Raw genomic sequence first — 17,598 nt, forward strand, 5'->3', positions numbered from 1 at the left:
TTCCCCCTCCCCGTCGGAGGAGCCACCTGGACCTGCCACACCGTAGAGCGGCCGCGGCCGCGGCCAGGGCTGCGGCTGTCCCTGCTCTGCGCCTTCCATCGGAATCGGCACGCGCCCGCTGTTCACCTCCATCCCGGAGGCGGAGCGCTACGTGCGCAAATACGCCGTGTCGCGCCCGGTTCCCGCCGAGAACTACCCGCCCCGGGCCTATGACGGCCTGACGTAAATCCGGTTCGGGGACTGGGAGGACCACGACGCCTTTTTCGCCTCCGACAACTACCGGACGCTGGTCAACCCCGACGAAGCAGGCTTCATCGACATGGGCTCAGTGGCCGTGATGGTCACCGAGGAGAAGGAGGTCATCTGACGGACCGACTCGACGGGCCCCCTTTGGGCGCTGGTGGAATGGGCCTTCGCATGGCTGCACCTGTTCAAACGCTCCGAATCCGCTGTGAACGGCGCGCCGACCTCCATCAGGGGCTTGCTCGAACTGCTCTGCAACCTCATCTGGGTCCGTCGTCTGCGCACCTCACGATGAAGCAGATGGTCAGTTGAGGATGATCGGATTGGTGAGTGCGGCGACGTGCCCATCGGGACGGCGGACCTCGATACGGACGAACGCCGAGTTCCCCGCCGTCGTGCCCCACCGCACCACGCCCGCCTCGTCACCGGGGAGAGACGCCCGGTGAACCTTCCCTCGATCGGTGTGGAAGCTAACGGTCCCCACCGGCACACCTCGTACTGCTGCCTGCACTTCCACCTGCCGACCATGAGTCGCGAGGCGTTCTCCCACCCCGGCGACGCGACCTCCGGCATTGGCGACGAGAGACACGTCCAGATCCGCCGACTCGGCGATCCAACTGCGGCCGGCACGGATTCCGGCCAGGACCGCCCCGGCGCTCAGCTCCTCGGCGAAGACCACGGTGTGAGGAATGCCGATCTGCCCCTCCACGTGGGTGTCGCTGTTGCCCATCGCCGGCCGCCACGAGCCCGTGTGGATGTCCGATGCGAGGCTCCGCCCCCACTCCGCCAGAGCCGCCTCGTTGTCAGCATTCCAGGGTTGGTGCGAAGTCCACAGTCCATTCCACACCTCCACCACGTCGAAGCCCCTGAGCGAGAACATGAAGTCCCCCGACGGGTAGGGCGCGTGCGGGTGCGCGGCAACGCAGAGGCCCCCTGCCCGGTGGACCTGGTTCAGGCAATGGTCGATCAGCCCGTCCCCGACTTGGTGGTTCCAGTCGACGATCTCGCCGGGACTGATGCCGAGCGCGAGCCAGTGTCCGGTCTTCGTGGTCACTTCCTCACCGAGAAGGATCAAGAAGTCATCGGCGGCCAGGTGTCCCCATGCGCCCGGGGACGCGGCCGAGTTGTGCTCCGTCGTCGCAATGAAGTCGAGTCCTGCGGCGCGCGCCTGAACGGTCAATTCTTCGGGGGTGAGTTCCCCGTCCGAGTGGACGGAGTGGACATGGCAGTCCCCGCGGTACCAGGCCGCCCCGCGTCCGACCGCCCGCACCGGCGGGAAGGTGTAACTCGACAAGATTCTCTGCCCCCCAAAAAAAGTCCTGCCGAGCCAACGCGCCGGCAGGGCGACCCGTTCCATCGTCAATTGAGCACCATCTCAGTCGGGAGGCCAAAGCCAGATCTCATTCCGAAACGGCCGAGGACTGGGCCGACGCGATGCGCGTGTCGATGCCGCTCCGGGTGCCGTTGTCCTGGTAGTGCAACCCGTCTTGCAGGATCGGGCCCGTCGGCAGCGGCGTGGGCGGTGGCGGCGCGTCGTCACTCGCCTTTGAGGATCTGGATGATGCCTTCCCGGTAGCTCGTGAACTGGAAGTCGCGGAATCGTGTCGTGAACTTCGATGAGTCGAAGAAGTTGTCCTGCCGGTAGCGCGGCAGCAGTTCTTGTACTTCCTTGGCCGCCGGATTGATGAGCCCGCCGATCTTGAACGCCCATCCGGGGACTGTGGAGTAGTGGATCTTCTTCCCGGTGATCTGTGAGGCAATGTCGATCATGCCTTGGTAGGTGAGGCGGTCCGGGTCGATCGGCAGATGCCAGGTCTGCCCGTAGGCGTCCGGCGTGTTTCCGATGCGGGCCATGGCCCGGCTGGCGTCCGGGGCCCAGATCAGGCTACGCCGGGTGTGGGCGTTCAGCGGCACTACTGGCCGCTTGCCGTGTTTGATGCGGTTGAAGACGGCCGCGTTGGTCAGGCTTTGGGTCTTGCCGGGGCCGTAGAACTCGGGGGCTCGGCAGATCACCGCGTCGATCGTGCCCGCGCCCATCTCGGTCAGCAGCATCGTAGCGATCCGCGCACGCACAGTTGCCTTGCGACCGACCGGCTCGAACGCGGTGTCCTCGGTCTGGCGTGTCGAGGTCCGCGGGTACATGTAGGTGTTGTCGAAGAAGACGAGTTTGCTGCCGTGCTTCTGGCAGGCGGCGATCGTGTTCGCCATCATGGCCGGGAACCGCCGCTCCCACAGTGCGGAGTCCATCGGCAGCCCGACGGTGAGGTAGACGATGCCGCTTCCCGCCACCGCCGCATCGGTGGCCTCGGCATCCATGAGATCGGCGGGCACGAGCTGGTCGGTCTCGTGCACCTTGCTGGGCTTCCTGCTCACCAGGTGGATGTCATGGGTGAAGTTCCGGTGCAGTTCGCGGGTGAGCTCTTCGGCGATCTGGCCGCCTGATCCGAGCACGGTCTGCATGTGGTGCTGCCCTTCGGGTCGGGATGAGGTGCAGCCGCCTGGGCTGTCAGAGCAGCGCGGCGACCTTGGTCGCGGTTTCCTTGGCCGATCCGGGGTTCTGGCCCGTGACGATCCTGCCGTCGACGACGGCGTTGGACACGAAGGGCAGTAGCGCCTTCGAGTAGCGCGCGCCGCGCTCCTTTATCCGCTCTTCCACGTTGAAGGGCACGAGTTTGTCGACGCCGGCGAGGACTTCTTCCCGCCAGGAGAACCCGGTGAGGCTGCGGCCGGCGACGAGGTAGCTTCCGTCGGAGAGGGTGGTGTCGAGCAGGCCGCAGTAGCCGTGGCAGACCGCACCGACGACACCACCGTGCTCGAAGATCTCACGGGTGATCCGTTGGAGGCCCTCGCTACCGGGGAAGTCGAACATCACCGCGTGGCCGCCGGTGAAGTAGATCGCGTCGTAGTCGGCCGAGTCGATCTCTTCGGGGCCGGCCGTGTCATCGAGCAGCGCCATCCGAGTCGGGTCGCCTTGCCAGGACTTGGCGGACTTGTCGTAGTTGGGGAACCGCAACGACCGAGGCTCCAGCGGCGACTTCCCGCCCGCAGGGCTCACGATCTTCTGCTCCAAGCCGTGCTTCTCAAAGATGTCGTAGGCGTGCGTCAGCTCTGACAGCCAGAGCCCGGTCGGGTGCGAGGGGTCGGCCTCGTAGTGGTCGACGTTGGTGACGACGATCAGGATGCGCGCGCTCATGGTCCCTCAATTCTGGGCTGGAGGGCGGGTGGGAAGATGGCCGCCTACTCGGCTGCTCCACCCACTGGGTCAGGCCACCGCACTGTCCAGCAGCGTGATCCAGTTACCGTGTGGGTCCTTGCAGAGCAGCGAACCGCGTACGGGTACCCCGCTCTGTACCTGATCGGCATACAGACACCACCGCTTGAGTTGCGCCAAGGCCGTATCCGGATCGGGTACCTCCAGATTGAGAAGCGATGCCCGCCTGAGCTGTGCGTTCTCTGCCTCCAGCCGCTCGATGCGTGACTGGTCCGCCTCCCGGCCTGCGCCGTGCCCTGGTCCTGGCCTGTGCTCGGAAGGAGAGCCACGCGTGGAGGCAGCTGGTGGGCGGCGCACCGGCCGTACCGTGGGCCGAGCTGGCTCGTCGCCACTCAGCCGCCCTGAGCGCACACGAAGCAGGCCTGCTGTCCTGACCTCCCTCGGCGGCTGGCGGCCCATCGCAAGCGGAGACAGGGCCGGCGTCCAGAGCCGCGGTGCACCTCCGACACGGTGCTCTCGGAAGCGATGGCCCTCGTCCGGCGGGGACGCTGGCGTGCGCGAGTGCTGTCGGCGGGGGCCGGGCATGCCGAGGATTGTCGAGGCCGCCAGCGTGGGGGAGCGGTCAAGTGGTTTGGATCTTGTGTGTCTGGGCTCGTATCAAGGCTGGCGGGATGACGTTGTCTTTGTAGGACGCGTAGCGTTTGAAGGTGGCGATCACGTTGCCGACGCGGATGTGCACGAAGAGCTCTGGGGACTCGTGGTGGTCGGCGTAGGAGACTTTCCGCAGGTAGTAGGAGACCGTCTGGTCTCCCTGGCCTGTGACGGTCTTCTTCCTCGCGCCTCGGTATGGGTCGCTGTCCTCAGAGTTCTCACCGATGCGAAGGGGCGATGGGCATGCGGGGACGGCGGACTCCAACCTGTCCATCACAGCGGACGCTTCCTTCACCGAGGAGTAGGAAACGAGGTCCATCGTGACGAATTCCTCGGGTGTCTCCACGAAACGCTGGCTCGTCTTGGCACTGATATGGCCCGTGCTGCCTGGCCGTATTGCGTCAGCGAGCGGTTGACACCGCGACTCCGACGCCTTGAGTCTCTTTCCGACCGTCGTCGTGGGCCAGATCTGCGTGTAGCGCGCTGCGAGCGTTTCAGGAAGCTCGCTCTTGGCCAGCAGCATCTTCTTCAGCCCGGCCCGTGACAGCGGCTCCGTCTGCCGCCGAGTCTCCTGACTCTTCGCGGGCGGCGCCGAATCCGCCCCGGAGGAGCACGCCCCCAGCACGCCTATCAGGACCCCAACCGCTCCCGCCGCCGCCACGGCACGGCGCACCACAGCTCTCATCAGCCCCCCATTGTCGTGTGTCGGCCTACGCAGAGTAGATCAGTAAAATACCGATTGGGCGCCCCAACGCGGGCACCCCCCAGTGGGGCGGCGCGCCCATACCTGGCTTCGCTTCGCCTCCCGCGTGCCCCGGAACTGACCTGACGGGTCACTCGGGAACGGAGCCGCTCGGCTCGAACCGGCCTTGCCGGTGCCGAACATGCCGAGTCCGCCCGATGCGCGAAAGCCGGCGCACAGTGACCGCCTCGCGCCACTGCGGTGTTTCCTCTGTGGCGGTCCTGCTGTGGCTCCGCGGCCGGGCGGCTTCGGTGGGGCCGCCGTCGGATGTGTATGGCGCCGACGAGTACGGCGGTGCCGGCCCCCAGGCCAGGAACTGCCCGGTCGAACTCCGCCGGACCTTCCGGGCGTACTCGCTCTCGGGTGTGGCCGCCAGCAGCGTCGTCCCATACAGCGCCGAAGGTATGACGGCACTCACACCCTTCGCCTTCGTGCGCCACGTGGACGAGCTCAGCTACCACTTCGAGCACGACGGTGAGCACAACGGCCGTCCTGCCTACCGCCGAGCTGACGGGAACGTGCGGTGTGTCTGGTCGCTGACCGACGGCTGGCACTGCGAGATCGCTGACGGCCTCGTCACCGCACATCCCCTCAATAGTCACGCTGACGAACCCGAACCCCCAGCCACCGTCTGGCGCAGCTTCAAAGACGACCGCTCCTACCTCTACGACCTTCGGACCCTCGACCCTATGGCATGATTCCCGGACACTGCCCAAAGCGAAGGCCACGCTGGAGAAGCAGCGCGCGCCCACCGAGTGAAGTCGTTTCGACGGTCATCGGAGAGCGATCTGCACGCGGACGGGCGGCACCCGACGGCTGGGAGTATGTCGAGGCAGTCGTGGATCACGCCCAACCTGCCGCGCAAGGAGAAGGCGCTCTACGACCGGATCACCATCAGCCGCAGCTGGAGGACGCTCGGGTCACGCAGCGGTCGGTCGTCACCCCGCGGCGAGGCCGGCAACCCCTGGATCGGCGACCGGTCCGCGCCAGGCCGTAGGCTTCGCCGCCGAACAGGCCACAGACCGCAGCGGCCTCAGCAACTTCGTCGCAGGCATTGTCGACCGCACCCCGGTCTGTGTGACTCGACACACTTTTGAACCTCTCCCGCCATGGATTCGTCGTACGGGGCAGGAGCATGGGAGCAAGAACGCGGAGCCTCTGTACCGAGCGTCGGCGCCCGTGTGACGAAATGCACCATCGAGAACGGACAGCGCATTATGGGTCGGCACCGACGAATAACCAAGACCTCCCGCAACGCCCTGGCTTCCAAGGCAGTGCTTGCCGCGGGGGTCCTCATACCGACGGTCGCCTCGGTGGGGTCGGCCCACGCGGCCACGCCACAGGCCGCGGTCTGCACCTCGGACAGTCCGGAACTCGCCGAGCAGCTGACCGAGGACATCAACTCGGCGCTGGACGGCTCCGACAACACGACGTCGGTCAGCCTCCACGACCGCACCACGAACACCACCTGCACCGTGGATGCGGACCACGAGTACGACTCCGCCAGTACGGTGAAGGTGACTGTCCTCTCCACGCTGCTCTGGGACGCGCAAAAGGACGGCCGTACCCTGACGGCGGAGGAGAAGAAGCTCGCCACCGCCATGATCACGAAGTCCGACAACGACGCCACCACCACGCTGTGGAAGCAGCTCGGACCGGACAAGATCAACGGATTCCTCCAGGCCGCGGGCATGACCAACACCACCCTCGACCCTGACCTGGCCTGGGGACTCACCCAGGTCAACGCCAACGACGAGGAAAAACTCCTGCGACTGGTGACGCACGCGAACCCGGTGCTCAGCGACGACTCCCGTGCCTACATCCTCAAGCTCACCGGCGACGTCATCCCCTCCCAGCGTTGGGGCACCCCAGCGGGCGCGCCGGACGACGCCGAGGTGCACGTGAAGAACGGCTGGCTGGAACGGGCCTCGAACGGTTGGCGTGTACACAGCCTCGGCGCGTTCACGGGCGCCGGCCACGACTACACGATCTCCGTGCTCTCGCAGGACAACAAGACGATGGACGAGGGCGTCGACAACATCGAGAACGTCGCCCGTGCGGTCCACAAGGACCTCAACTCCCCGTCATCCAACACCCTGCGTCTCCCCTGAACCCCGGGATCGTGACGTCGCGCCTGGTGAGGTCACTGGCAGCAAGCTGCTCGTCCGTCATCGTCCGCACGTCGGACTCACGCAGCAGCGGGATCATCTCGGCGGTCATGCTGGAGGGGAACTGGTCAGCCAGCGCCGCGAGTACGGCCTCGAGTTCTGGGTCGAACGGGAGGCGCGGAGGATTCACTGACATGTTTTTCCTTTCTCAGACGCCACTTTGACGCGGCTCACAAGTACAAAGGGCGGAGCAGCGGTCGCAACATCTCAGGTGCGCGGGTCCGGTACCGTGGCCGGTGCCCGACCACAAGATCAGTGGGTCGCCTCCCGCCGCAGGATCTTGCCCGCCGGGTCAACGCCGCCGAGGATCGTCAGCGCCGAGGGGTCGGGGGGCCGTGCCGGTCGTCCGTGTCCCGCAGGGCCTGCTCGATCTCGCGGTGCAACTCAGCGACGATCGGCTCGAAGTCGCCGTGGGTCGGGATCAGGAACCGCCCCGCATCGAGTGCCTCGACCACCTGCTCGCCGACACGATCCGGGTTCGCACCAGCCCCGGGTACTCGCCTACCTGCTCGCGCAGGCGGATTCTGCTCCGTCCGATCTCACGGCCGTCCACGCCGGGAATGCCGAGGTCCCCTCTCTCGCCTACCTTGTCCCATGGCTCGGCGCAGCAACCGGCGCCAAAAAGAACCCCGAGAACGCCGGGAGCGGGATCCTGACCCTCGCTGTTCCCCCGAAGCGCGTAAGCACCGCGCGCCGTTGTCGTGCCGCGAGCACGAGCACGCCGCCTGTCGGGTCAGAAGACGGCGATCGGATTCACGACGAGCCCGGTGGTGCCGGTGATGCGCGGCGGCGCCAGGATTAGCATGAAACTCCAGGAGCTCGACGCCTCACAGTGCTGGGCGAGTGCTTCGAGGTCGGCGGCGTCGACCAGTGGTAGGCCGAGCCGTGCGAGGGCGACCTGGTGCAGAGGCAGGGGGAGCCGAGCGGGGCGGGCGTCGCCGATATCGCCGACGTAGACGCTCACCTCCTGCTCCCTCAACCACTGCACGGCGGTGAGGTCCAGGCCGGACACGGGCTGGTCGAACGCCTGATTGATGTTCCATCCGCCGCGCACCGCGACAGCGTCTCCGGGAGACAGTGCGGTGCCGGCCCGTTCCAGGGCGGCGTCGAGGTCAGTACCCCCGATGCGCCGGTCAGCGGGCAGGCTGCCACCTCCGGGGGCCAGGTCCAGGAGCACTGCGCGGGTCACGATCCCCTCACCGAACGGATCCGCCGAGCCGTGCGTCACGCCGGTCGGTGTCACGGCCGCGTGCACCGGTACGCCGGGGTAGACGTGCTCGTCGACGGGCATGTGGGCGACGGCGTCGAGATGGGTCAGGGCGGCGTTGTGCGTGTTGACGAGGAGGCTGTCCGTCATCGCCTGGGGCTTCGCGCCGTTGAAGTTCACGGCTTGCAGGACGCCGGCCGGCATGATGGCCGGGCTGCCGACGGGCCCGAGTCCGGTCGCGAGGGGCACCGGTTCGGTGCGGCGGGCCAGGCTGACGTGGTGCGCGTCGCCTACCTCGGCCGCGGCTCGGCGCTTCGCTGCCGCGTCGATCAGGTTCAGGGTGCCCAGCTGGTCGTGGTCGCCCCACCGCCCCCAGTTGGTGGGGGGTTTCGTCGCGGTCATTTCCTCGCTCCGTTCCGCGTCGCCAGGTACGTGGTCAACCGGTTCACGGCAGCGCGGAGGGCGGTGTCCCCGGTGCCGCGAGCGCTGAGATAGCCGTCGGGGCGTACCAGGAGCCAGTCCCCGTCGGTCGCGGCCAGCGTGTCCTGGACCCGGCCGTCGGAGTCCCACACACCGTGGTCGTCCTGGTCCGGGTCCAGCCGGCTCCGGCTGATGGTCACCTTGTCCAGCCAGGCCGGTAGCGACGTGGTCACTTCGGTGGTCTGTTCCCGCCCGGGGGCGTGCTCGCTGCGCGGGAAGATGAGGAGGTGCCAGGCTGAGGTCCTGAGCAGCTCGCGCAGTGCCGTCCAGCCGGGTGATTGCGCATCGGCGGCGGAGATCTGACTGAGCCGCTGGCCAGGCCGTGGACCTTTCCCGGATGTGCAGTCGGACACGGTCAGCGGGCTGTCAGGGTAGGCGATGCTCAGTCCCGACATGTTCCGGATGAGCTGGCGCATGAAGCCGCGATCGGCATCCTGGGCGTCGCTGGTGGTGGTGTCGATCATGGCCGTGTTCATGACTTCTCCGGTGGAGGCGAGCAGGGCCTGGCCGATGGGAACGCGCTCGGCGTCGTAGGTGTCGAGCAGTGCGGCGTCGGCGTGGCCGTGCAGGACCATGGCCAGCTTCCACGCCAGGTTGTACGCGTCCTGGATGCCGGTGTTGAGGCCCTGCCCTGATGCGGGTGAGTGGACATGGGCTGCGTCACCCGACACGAAGCATCGCCCGACGTGCATCGCGGGTACCGCGCGCTGCTGAATGGCGAATTTCGACACCCAGCTGGGGCGATCCACGAGGGTGTCGCGTCCGAGCACCTGCGACAGCTTGCTGCTGAACTGCCGGGCGATCTGTGCGGGATGTTCGGCCTCCCCGTCGCCGGTCGTGTCCAGCAGCCGCCACTTGCCCGGGTCCGGGAACGGAAAGAGCATCAGCGCGCCGCCGGCAGGGAACAGCCAGTGCACGCCGTCTCGTGCCAGGTCGGTGCGCACGATCGCGTCGGCGATCAGCCAGGTGTGGGCGGCTTCGCCTGCCAGCGGGAGCCGGAGGGTCTTGCGGACGGTCGAGTGTCCGCCATCGCAGCCCCAGAGGTATCGGGCACGCACGGTCTCCTGTCCTGCCCCGGAACCGTCACCGCTGCACAATACGGCCGTCACCGTGTCCTCGTCGTGCTGGAAGGACGCCAGCCTGGTGTTCCACTCCACTTCGACGCCCGCCGAGGCGACGCATCCGCGAAGTACGCGTTCGGTGATGACCTGGTCGATGTTGAACATGTACGGAAACCGGGTCACCAGGTCGCCGAAATCGAAGTTCAACCGGGTCGAGCGGTCGGCGTGGTGACGGATGAACGCGTTGACCCGCGTTCCGTGCGGGGCGATCTCGCCGAGAATCCCGAGCTGGTCGTAGATTTCCAGGCTGCGTGCGTGAGTACCCAGCGCGCGGCTGGTCGTGGCCGGCCCCGACGCGGCATCCACCAAGCGAACGGAAAGACCCCACCGGGCCAGTTGCAGTGCTGCTGTGAGTCCGACCGGGCCGGCCCCCACGACCAGGACATCCGCGTCATAGTCTGTCATGGCAAGCAAACCCTCCCGTGTCAGCTAAGCTGACACAGGAACGTATCTCGTGAGCGAGAGGACTGCAAGCAGTGGGAGCTGGAGACCACTCGGACGCGAACCTGCCACTGCTCCACCTCTTGCAACGAGGTGTGCGGTGGTTCTCCGACGAGCTGCTGGAACGCATGAAAGCGGCAGGTGTGGACCCCATCACGCCGGCGCACGCGACCGTGCTCGCACACCTGGACCGCGAGACGTCGCTGAGCGTCGCTGAACTGGCGCGCCGCGCCGGCGTCACCCGCCAGACGATGCATCGCGCTGTCACACAACTTCTCAGCGAAGGTCTGCTCACCAGTGCGCCGGGGCCAGGATTCCCGCGCAGTACCCTCATCAGCCTGACCGACGCGGGGTGCCGGCGTCGTGACATCGCATTGGGGATTCTTCACGAACTGGAACAAGTTCTCGGCAGCCAGCTGGGGCCCGCGGCACTGGCGGAGCTGCGCAACAGCCTGACGCGAGCGTGGCCACAGTGAAGCACCGGCGGTCTCCCGCGGGCGCATGATCAACCCCCGAAGGACTCCCGGAGCCCACCACCAAGTTCCCGCTGCTCGGGACTGTGGCAGGCGACGGCCTCGTTGGGCGAGTGGGCCGCCGCTCCAGCTTCTGCGCGAGCCGGCGTCTTCTCAGCTCCCCGATGGGCCGCACCTGTGTGCCGACGAGACGGCTTTGGCGTAAGACCGGAGCCATGCGTGCATCACGGCGGCTTCCTTCTGCGGCGACGTCTGCTCTTCCAGCACCGCTCCGTAGGCGTCCGAGGAGTGCACGTGGGCATAGACTTCCTGTTTACCGCAGGGGACAAGAAGGCGGTCGGTCGCCTTGAAGGCGTCCCGTCCGACTCCGGACAACGACGCGCCATGGACCAGGGTTGGGTCCGCGCTCCGGGTGAACGTCAGGCGGCGGTCCCCCTTGCCCGGAAAGGAGAGTTCGCAGGCACCCGTGGTGGAGCCCGAGGCCGTATACCGCTCCTTCGTGGGCGTGGCAAGGCGAACCCCCTCCACGGCGTCGGGCGGCTTGAAACCCCTTGTGCCGCAGAGGTCTTCAAAAGTCGGCCGGACTTCCTCGTCCGCCGGGCCCGTCAGTTCCGAGGGGACGGAACGCCATCGTTCCGTAGTATCGCAACCGAGCTGCTTCGTGACGTGCTCAGCGATACGCAGGAGGACAGCGGCGAGCTCGGACTTGCCGGACCGTGCGTTTTCGACGTCCACCTGTACGTGCCACAGCGGGTCGCCACGGACGGAGTCGGGGACGGTACCGAGGCACTTCTGGGGAAGGAGCAACCATCCCCGCTCGTGCGACACCGCGCCCGCACGCTCACCCACGAAGTAGGAGTAAGAGGCGTGGTTCCCCCAAACGTTGCGAGAGGTGAGCGCGAAGTCGGCCGGCTGGAGAACCAGCTCAGTGCTGAGTACAGTGCGCGGCGCGTTGCCGATCCTCTGCGTGCGCTCCACCTCACAGGGGAAACCGTACGGGTCCTCATCCTCGGCCACTGTGTCCGAGAGCCTGCCGGGTCCGGAGAGAACAGAGTTCACCTCCTTTGAGCCGAGTGCGCCCCGACAGAATGAATCCTTTCCGAAGGCGTCCGTGTTCGCCCAGACCAGGACGGCCATGACGATCGAGGCCAGAGCGACCGCCACGCTTCCGAGGGGCAACAGCATGGAGCGATGGCTCTTGGACCTCACTGACATGCCCTCACTTTCCCCTCATGGCCGACCGCGATGTCATTGCTGCTGCGGATCCGGTCCCCGAAGTCCAGCCCGGGACATCAGGTGTACGGCACCTACGACCCAGCGCGAGTGCCCTCGCTTGTACGCCTACACGGCAGAGTCCGCTCGACGTGTGGTGCCAGCGACTGCCACAAGGGGCAGGCATCAAGCTGAATATAGTGGAGCAACACAGTACGGCAGACATCGAAAGCTGCTTCGCCTCCGCTTCTGGCGAGGACAGGGCGGCCCGAGCGAGTCCACCGACCGGTGCGCGTCCTGACCACGGGCTTCATCGGTCCCGTACCGGCCGGGTCGGGAACCAGCCGGAGGAAGCTTGACCGGCCTGCTCGGCCGAGTACCGGCATTTCTTCCGTTCTGCCTTCGACAGCAGTCCGAGCAGATTGGCGCGTGCACCAGCTTGCGGTTCAACTCGGCCGAAAGCTCGCACACTGAGGTATCAGAAGCGATCGAACAGAGTGACTACGCTCTGCGGTGCTTCCTGGCCGAAGAACACCTTCAGGTTCTGTGCCGAACGTCGGGCGGAGGCGCTGCTGCGCGGAAACAGCCGCTCTTCGTAGGCAGCGAGCGCGAACTCGATGTCCGGTTGCTCCACCAACTCGTTCGCCAGGTCCGCGCCGTCGAACATGGCGAGGTTCGCGCCCTCGCCGGCGAAAGGGGACATCAGATGCGCGGCGTCGCCGACGAGCGTCACGCCAGGCGCCCTCTTCCATGTGAGTCCGACAGGAAGAGCGTAGACGGGCCGCAGCCGCGGCTCTGCGTCGCTTTCGGTCACGAAGGCGGTGAGCAGGGGCGACCAGCCGTCGAATTCGTCGGCGACCCGGCGGAGGCCCGCGGACGGGTCACCGGAGTCGATCGATCTGATCCACTCCTCGGGCTTGTTCAGCGCCACGTACCCGCGTACGCGCCCGTCGGCGTAGCGGTGGGCGATGATGCCTTTGCCCGGGGCGACCGCCATCAGCGTGCCGCTGCCGATCGCCGCCACGCTCGCCTGACAGTCCTGGACACCTGCGCTGAGAGCGATCTCGATGAAGCAGGTGCCGCTGTAGAGCGGCTTGGCGGGCGTGAGCAGCGGACGCACCTTCGACCAGGCGCCATCCGCACCGATGGTGATGTCGGCACGCACGGCGGAACCGTCTGCGAAGGTGAGGTCGTGACCGCCTTCCGGACGGTGCCGGATCGAAGCGAGCTTGTGCCCCCACTTGATCATCCCGGGCGCCAGCGAGTCGATGAGCAGTTGCCGGAGTTCGCCGCGATCCACCTCTGGACGGGCCGAACCGGGGTCCGCGGGCTTGTCGGACAGGATGGTGCCGTGGCGGTCGACCACGCGCTTGGCGTCCTCGCCCGGGCGGACGAGCGTGAGGAACTCGTCGTACAGACCGGCTGCGCGAACCGCGAGCTGTCCGGTCTCTTCGTGGATATCGAGCAGGCCGCCCTGCGTACGGGTCGTCGCCGAAGCCTCAGCCTCGTAAATCGTCGCGGCGACGCCATGAGCTTGCAGCACTCGGGCGAGTGTCAGCCCGCCCAGTCCCGCTCCGACGATGGCGATGGTCTTCCGCATGCAGCGCTCCTCGGTTGCGCCGGCACACGCCGGCGAGGGTCTTTACCGGCGGACGAGATGTCCAGGCCCGGTAGGGAGACGCTCAACGAGCAGAACCATCTGCATCGATGTACGGGCGACATCCAGCGGTGAACCCGCGGAGTTCGCTTTTCGCGACGTTGTGACTATACCTCGGGACCCGCTTCCCAGCAGTCGGGGCCGTTCAGGCAGCGACGCACCGCGCTCGCAGGCCAGAACCTCGGCAGCGCCTCAGCGGCGTGCGCACCCGAGATCACGAATCGGAACTGGAGTACCACTGATCGTTTCAGAACGAGTCCGGCGTGAGGGCTTGGCGATCGGGTCTGTCGGCGGCGTGCCCCGGACGCTTTGCCGCACGCGGTCAAGTTCGTGTCGGCAGGCGTTCGTGATCCTGGACGGCACCCTGCCGCCGATCGACCGCATCGCTGCATCACCCCACACCGTTCAGGCGGACACAAGTGCCTCAGTATGTGGTGGCCGGCTGGGTCGAGGGCCGGGAGACTCAGGTGTTGTGAAGATGGGGATCTCTGGTTTCGAGCCGTCCTTCCTGACCGGGGTCGACACGATTCGGCAGGCGCACGGACCACGCCTGGCAGCGCTCACCGGCAGACGGTTGACGCGGTTCGCGCTGGTGCGGTTCGCCGAGGACGGGGACTGGTACGCCGACTGCCCAGTGATACTGGACTTCGACGGTGTCCAGCTGGAGGTCTGCCACTGGAAGTTCGACGAACTCTCGATCGGCTGGGAGACGATCGACGCCGCGGCAACCATCACGGGCTGGCAATGCGTCGAGCTCACGCCCCAGTGGTCTCATAGTGATGAACGCCTCGAACCGTTCGTCGGTCAGGAATTGTGCGAGGTCTCGCTCCTCGAACGGCGGCCACCCGGCCATGGCCTGGCGGGTGGGAGCGTGGCGGTGGAGTTCGTCTTCGCCCACGGCTGTATGCGGATCGTCAACGGCCTCGACGAGAACCGCATCGAGGTCGGTGCGGCCCATCCGGATTACGTCCGGCATCGGCTGGGCCGCTGAGCACCTCCTGCCCGGTGGGTTTCCGAGTGCTCCCGATGACCGGCAGCCAGGTGGCCTGAGCTGGAGTACCGGCCTGCCGTTCGACGAAGGCTGAGTCGGACCAGCGGGCGAGCGCATGGCCGAGGACGAGACGGCCGACGGCGCGTATCCGTGGCCGACCCGCGTGACCGTCGCGACGGCCACGCCTTGTTCCGGGCCGCGCTGGATGAGTGGCTCACGCACGACGGCACGGCGAGAACGGTGCTGACCTGCCGGCCGCCTTTCACAAGGCACCCGGCCACCTACAGCCCAGTGACACGCCTCACCGCCTGAGCGTCGCAACGGGCACTGAGCTCTCGGAGCTTGGGGCCCGGCCACCGCTGGGACCCCAAGCTCCGGCCTGCTATCGGCTACCGGCGGCCCTCTTCGGGGGTTGCGGCGCCGAGCAGGCTCACGGTGTTGCCGAAGACCTCCTCACCGCGGCCCATCTCGGCGTGCGCGCGGGGGACGTCGTCCATCGGCAGGACCCGCCCGACCACCGGGTCGATTTTCCCGTCGCAGACCAGCTGGTTGTAGGCGATGGCCTGCTCATCGTTGGTGCCGTGCGAACCCTGCAGGCGCTTCTGACGGGTCCAGTGGTAGCGCAGGTCGACCATGGCGTCGAAGCCGGTGGTCCCGGCGCAGATCACCACCATGCCGCCGGGCCGGCAGACGAAAATGCTGGTGGGGATGGTGCTTGCGCCGGGGTGCTCGAAGACGATCGCCGGGTCCTCGCGGCCGCCGGCGATGTCCCAGATCTTCTTGCCGAACGCGCGGGCGCCCGCGGTCCATGCCTTCTGCCCGGCCTTGTCGTCGACCAGGGGCGGTATGCCCCAGTGATCGAATTCCCGGCGGTTGATGTAGCCGATGGCGCCGTACTTCATGGCGTACTCGCCGCGCGCGTCGTCGGAGACGACGGCGACGGCGCGGCCGCCGGCGGCTTTGACCAGTTGGGTCGCCTGGGTGCCGAGCCCGCCGGAGCCGCCCCAGACGAGGACGAGGTCGCCGTCCTCGATCGTGTTGCCGGGCCAGCCCAGCAGCATCCGGTAGGCGGTGGTGCCGACCAGCGTCGGCGCGGCGGCCTCCGCCCAGCTGAGGTGGGCCGCCTTGGGCAGCACCTGATGGGCCTGGACGCGGGCGAACTGTCCGAAGGCCCCGTAGTTGGTGTCGTAGCCCCAGATCTTCGCGCTCGGCGCGATCATCGGGTCGCGGCCCGCGGTCACCCACGGGTCGTCCGCGTCCCACACGCCGGGATGCACGATCACCTCGTCACCCACGGACACACCGGTGACCGCGTCGCCCACGGCGTAGACGATGCCGGACGCGTCGGAGCCGCCGATGTGGAAGTCCTCGGCCTCGCCGCGCTTCTGCCGGGCCCCGACCTGGTCGACCGGATAACCGCGCGCGGCCCACACATTGTTGTAGTTCACGCCCGCGGCCATCACGGCGATGAGGACCTCCTGGGGGCCGATGGCCGGAGTGGGGACCACTTCGTGCCCGAAGGCGGTGCTCGGGTCGCCGTAGCGGTCGGGGCGCACGACCTGCGCGTGCATCTGGGCCGGCACCTGGCCCAGCGGCGGAAGGGTGCCGACATCGGATGTATCGGTGGTGGTGGCGGCGGATCGCCGTTCGCTGCTCACGGAGGGGCTCCTTGGGTCTGGAGGGCGGGACAGTTGGATGCGGAGAGGACGAGAGGCAGAGGGCTGCGTGACGCTTCCGAGGGCAGGGCGGCGCACGCGTTGGTGTCAGGCCGATGGACGGGGGGAGCGGAGGTAGCCGATGAGGGCGACGATGCCGACGAGGGGGCCCAGCGCGAGGACCAGGAGTGCGGGGGTCCACGAGGACGCGTCGGCCAGGACGGGCACGAGGTAGATCGTGACCGCCGTGGTCACGTAGCCGACTCCGAGCTGCAAGGAGACGGCGCTCCCGACGAAGCGCTGGTCGACGCTCTCGGTGACCATCGCGGAGAACTGGGCGGAGTCCGCGATCACCCAGAATCCCCAGAAGGCGGCCACGACCAGGACGACCGGCAGCGGCAGGGAGCGAACGAACGCGAGCAGGATGACGGCGCTGCCCGAGCAGGCCAGGCTGATCAGCGCGGACTGAGCCCGGCCGAACCGGTCGCTGATGCGGCCACCGACCAGACAGCCTGCGGCCCCCACCCCGATGCAGCCGAAGGCTGCCAGCGCAGCCAGCTGCGCGCCGTTGGGCCGGTTGGCGAAGCCGTGGAGGCTCGCGAGGAACGTTCCGATCCACGCCCACATGGCGTACAGCTCCCACATGTGCCCGGCGTAGCCGATATTGGCGAGCACGACGCGGCGGTCGCGGCCGGCCCGCAGCGCCGCCCGCAGGCTGAAGGCGGACTTGGGGAACGGGTAGGGGCCCGAACTGCGCAGCAGCAGAGTCGACAGACCGCCGGCGGCGGTGAGTACCGACGTCGCGATGATGACGACGCGCCACTCGAGCCCGCCGGTCGCCTTGACCAGTTGGGGTATCGCGGAGCCGAGCGTGAGCGCCCCGATCATGACGCCCAGCGCGGTGCCGCGCCCGGTGCGGAACCAGGACGAGACCTCTTTGAGGGCCGGCGGGTACACTGCGGCCAGGCAGGCGCCGGTCAGAGCCCGCAGCCCGACGGCGACCGTGAAGCCTGGTGCCCACAGCAGCACGATGTTCACCACCGCGGCGGCCAGTGCGCCCAGGCACATCAGGCGCCGGCCCGGCAGGGCATCGGCCAGGCCCGTTGCGGCAAGGGCCAGAGCCCCGACCACGAAGCCGAGCTGGACCGCGATCGTCAGCAATGAGCTCTGCCCGCTGCTCAGACCCCACCGGTCCTGCAGTTGGGGGACGACGAAGGAAGCGGAGAACCAAACGCTCATCGACAAGAACGTGGCCAGGGCGATCAGGGTGAGCGCGGTGGCCGGTCGGGTCTGCCGGGTGGAGTCGCGGGGGGTGCTTGCGGTCTGGGGATTCACGTCTCAGCGCT

The 17,598-nt window shown here is 67.6% G+C and carries 15 protein-coding genes; 4 read left to right on the top strand and 11 right to left on the bottom strand.

Annotated features, from left to right (window positions below; genetic code table 11):
* Nucleotides 1-547: 547 nt before the first annotated feature.
* The 4 genes from DQ392_RS31615 to DQ392_RS31630 all read right to left on the bottom strand — a co-directional run bounded on the left by DQ392_RS31615 (nucleotide 548) and on the right by DQ392_RS31630 (nucleotide 4,790).
* Nucleotides 548-1,600, bottom strand: coding sequence for a CehA/McbA family metallohydrolase (locus DQ392_RS31615; protein WP_181856652.1), 1,053 nt, complete (start codon nucleotides 1,598-1,600; stop codon nucleotides 548-550).
* A gap of 179 nt (nucleotides 1,601-1,779) precedes the next feature.
* Complete coding sequence (locus DQ392_RS31620; protein ID WP_114019140.1) at nucleotides 1,780-2,703, bottom strand: NAD-dependent epimerase/dehydratase family protein; 924 nt, start codon at nucleotides 2,701-2,703, stop codon at nucleotides 1,780-1,782.
* A gap of 46 nt (nucleotides 2,704-2,749) precedes the next feature.
* Nucleotides 2,750-3,436, bottom strand: a complete 687-nt coding sequence (locus DQ392_RS31625; RefSeq protein ID WP_114019141.1) for a type 1 glutamine amidotransferase domain-containing protein — start codon at nucleotides 3,434-3,436, stop codon at nucleotides 2,750-2,752.
* 640 nt (nucleotides 3,437-4,076) lie between these two features.
* Entirely contained in the window at nucleotides 4,077-4,790 is a 714-nt protein-coding gene (locus tag DQ392_RS31630) for a sensor domain-containing protein (protein WP_147266605.1), read from the bottom strand.
* 461 nt (nucleotides 4,791-5,251) lie between these two features.
* On the opposite strand from DQ392_RS31630, the gene DQ392_RS31635 reads away from it, so the two are divergent.
* Both DQ392_RS31635 and DQ392_RS31640 read left to right on the top strand, forming a co-directional pair.
* Nucleotides 5,252-5,545, top strand: a complete 294-nt coding sequence (locus DQ392_RS31635) for a PH domain-containing protein (RefSeq protein WP_114019165.1) — start codon at nucleotides 5,252-5,254, stop codon at nucleotides 5,543-5,545.
* A gap of 615 nt (nucleotides 5,546-6,160) precedes the next feature.
* A complete protein-coding gene (locus DQ392_RS31640) occupies nucleotides 6,161-6,958 on the top strand; it encodes a serine hydrolase (RefSeq protein ID WP_245982210.1) in 798 nt (265 codons plus the stop codon).
* Here DQ392_RS31640 and DQ392_RS31645 read toward each other — a convergent pair.
* The 3 genes from DQ392_RS31645 to DQ392_RS31655 form a co-directional block, all read right to left on the bottom strand.
* Complete coding sequence (locus DQ392_RS31645) at nucleotides 6,921-7,151, bottom strand: hypothetical protein (protein WP_114019144.1); 231 nt, start codon at nucleotides 7,149-7,151, stop codon at nucleotides 6,921-6,923. The two genes, DQ392_RS31640 and DQ392_RS31645, sit on opposite strands and share 38 nt — an antisense overlap.
* Nucleotides 7,152-7,748: 597 nt before the next feature.
* Nucleotides 7,749-8,624: a cyclase family protein gene (locus DQ392_RS31650; protein ID WP_114019145.1), complete on the bottom strand. Its 876-nt coding sequence runs from the start codon at nucleotides 8,622-8,624 to the stop codon at nucleotides 7,749-7,751.
* Complete coding sequence (locus tag DQ392_RS31655) at nucleotides 8,621-10,228, bottom strand: FAD-dependent oxidoreductase (RefSeq protein ID WP_114019146.1); 1,608 nt, start codon at nucleotides 10,226-10,228, stop codon at nucleotides 8,621-8,623. The genes DQ392_RS31650 and DQ392_RS31655 overlap by 4 nt, the downstream gene beginning before the upstream one ends.
* A 131-nt stretch (nucleotides 10,229-10,359) precedes the next feature.
* On the opposite strand from DQ392_RS31655, the gene DQ392_RS31660 reads away from it, so the two are divergent.
* A complete protein-coding gene (locus DQ392_RS31660; protein ID WP_245982211.1) occupies nucleotides 10,360-10,740 on the top strand; it encodes a MarR family winged helix-turn-helix transcriptional regulator in 381 nt (126 codons plus the stop codon).
* A 150-nt stretch (nucleotides 10,741-10,890) separates the two neighbouring features.
* Here DQ392_RS31660 and DQ392_RS31665 read toward each other — a convergent pair whose 3' ends face one another.
* Both DQ392_RS31665 and DQ392_RS31670 read right to left on the bottom strand, forming a co-directional pair.
* Nucleotides 10,891-11,922, bottom strand: a complete 1,032-nt coding sequence (locus DQ392_RS31665; RefSeq protein ID WP_245982214.1) for a hypothetical protein — start codon at nucleotides 11,920-11,922, stop codon at nucleotides 10,891-10,893.
* 505 nt (nucleotides 11,923-12,427) lie between these two features.
* Nucleotides 12,428-13,549, bottom strand: coding sequence for an FAD-dependent oxidoreductase (locus tag DQ392_RS31670; RefSeq protein ID WP_114019147.1), 1,122 nt, complete (start codon nucleotides 13,547-13,549; stop codon nucleotides 12,428-12,430).
* A gap of 535 nt (nucleotides 13,550-14,084) precedes the next feature.
* Here DQ392_RS31670 and DQ392_RS31675 point away from each other — a divergent pair.
* Nucleotides 14,085-14,597, top strand: a complete 513-nt coding sequence (locus DQ392_RS31675) for a hypothetical protein (RefSeq protein WP_245982216.1) — start codon at nucleotides 14,085-14,087, stop codon at nucleotides 14,595-14,597.
* A gap of 389 nt (nucleotides 14,598-14,986) precedes the next feature.
* Here the strand turns inward: DQ392_RS31675 and ccrA are convergent, their stop codons facing one another.
* On the bottom strand, nucleotides 14,987-16,255 hold the full coding sequence (gene ccrA, locus DQ392_RS31680) for a crotonyl-CoA carboxylase/reductase (RefSeq protein ID WP_114019149.1): 1,269 nt from the start codon (nucleotides 16,253-16,255) through the stop codon (nucleotides 14,987-14,989).
* Nucleotides 16,256-16,360: 105 nt separating this feature from the next.
* Nucleotides 16,361-17,587 carry an MFS transporter gene (locus DQ392_RS31685; RefSeq protein WP_220182677.1) on the bottom strand — a complete coding sequence of 409 codons (1,227 nt, stop codon included), beginning with the start codon at nucleotides 17,585-17,587 and terminating at the stop codon, nucleotides 16,361-16,363.
* Between the last annotated feature and the right edge of the window lie 11 nt (nucleotides 17,588-17,598).

Source organism: Streptomyces reniochalinae (genome assembly GCF_003323735.1).
GTDB lineage: Bacteria > Actinomycetota > Actinomycetes > Streptomycetales > Streptomycetaceae > Streptomyces > Streptomyces reniochalinae.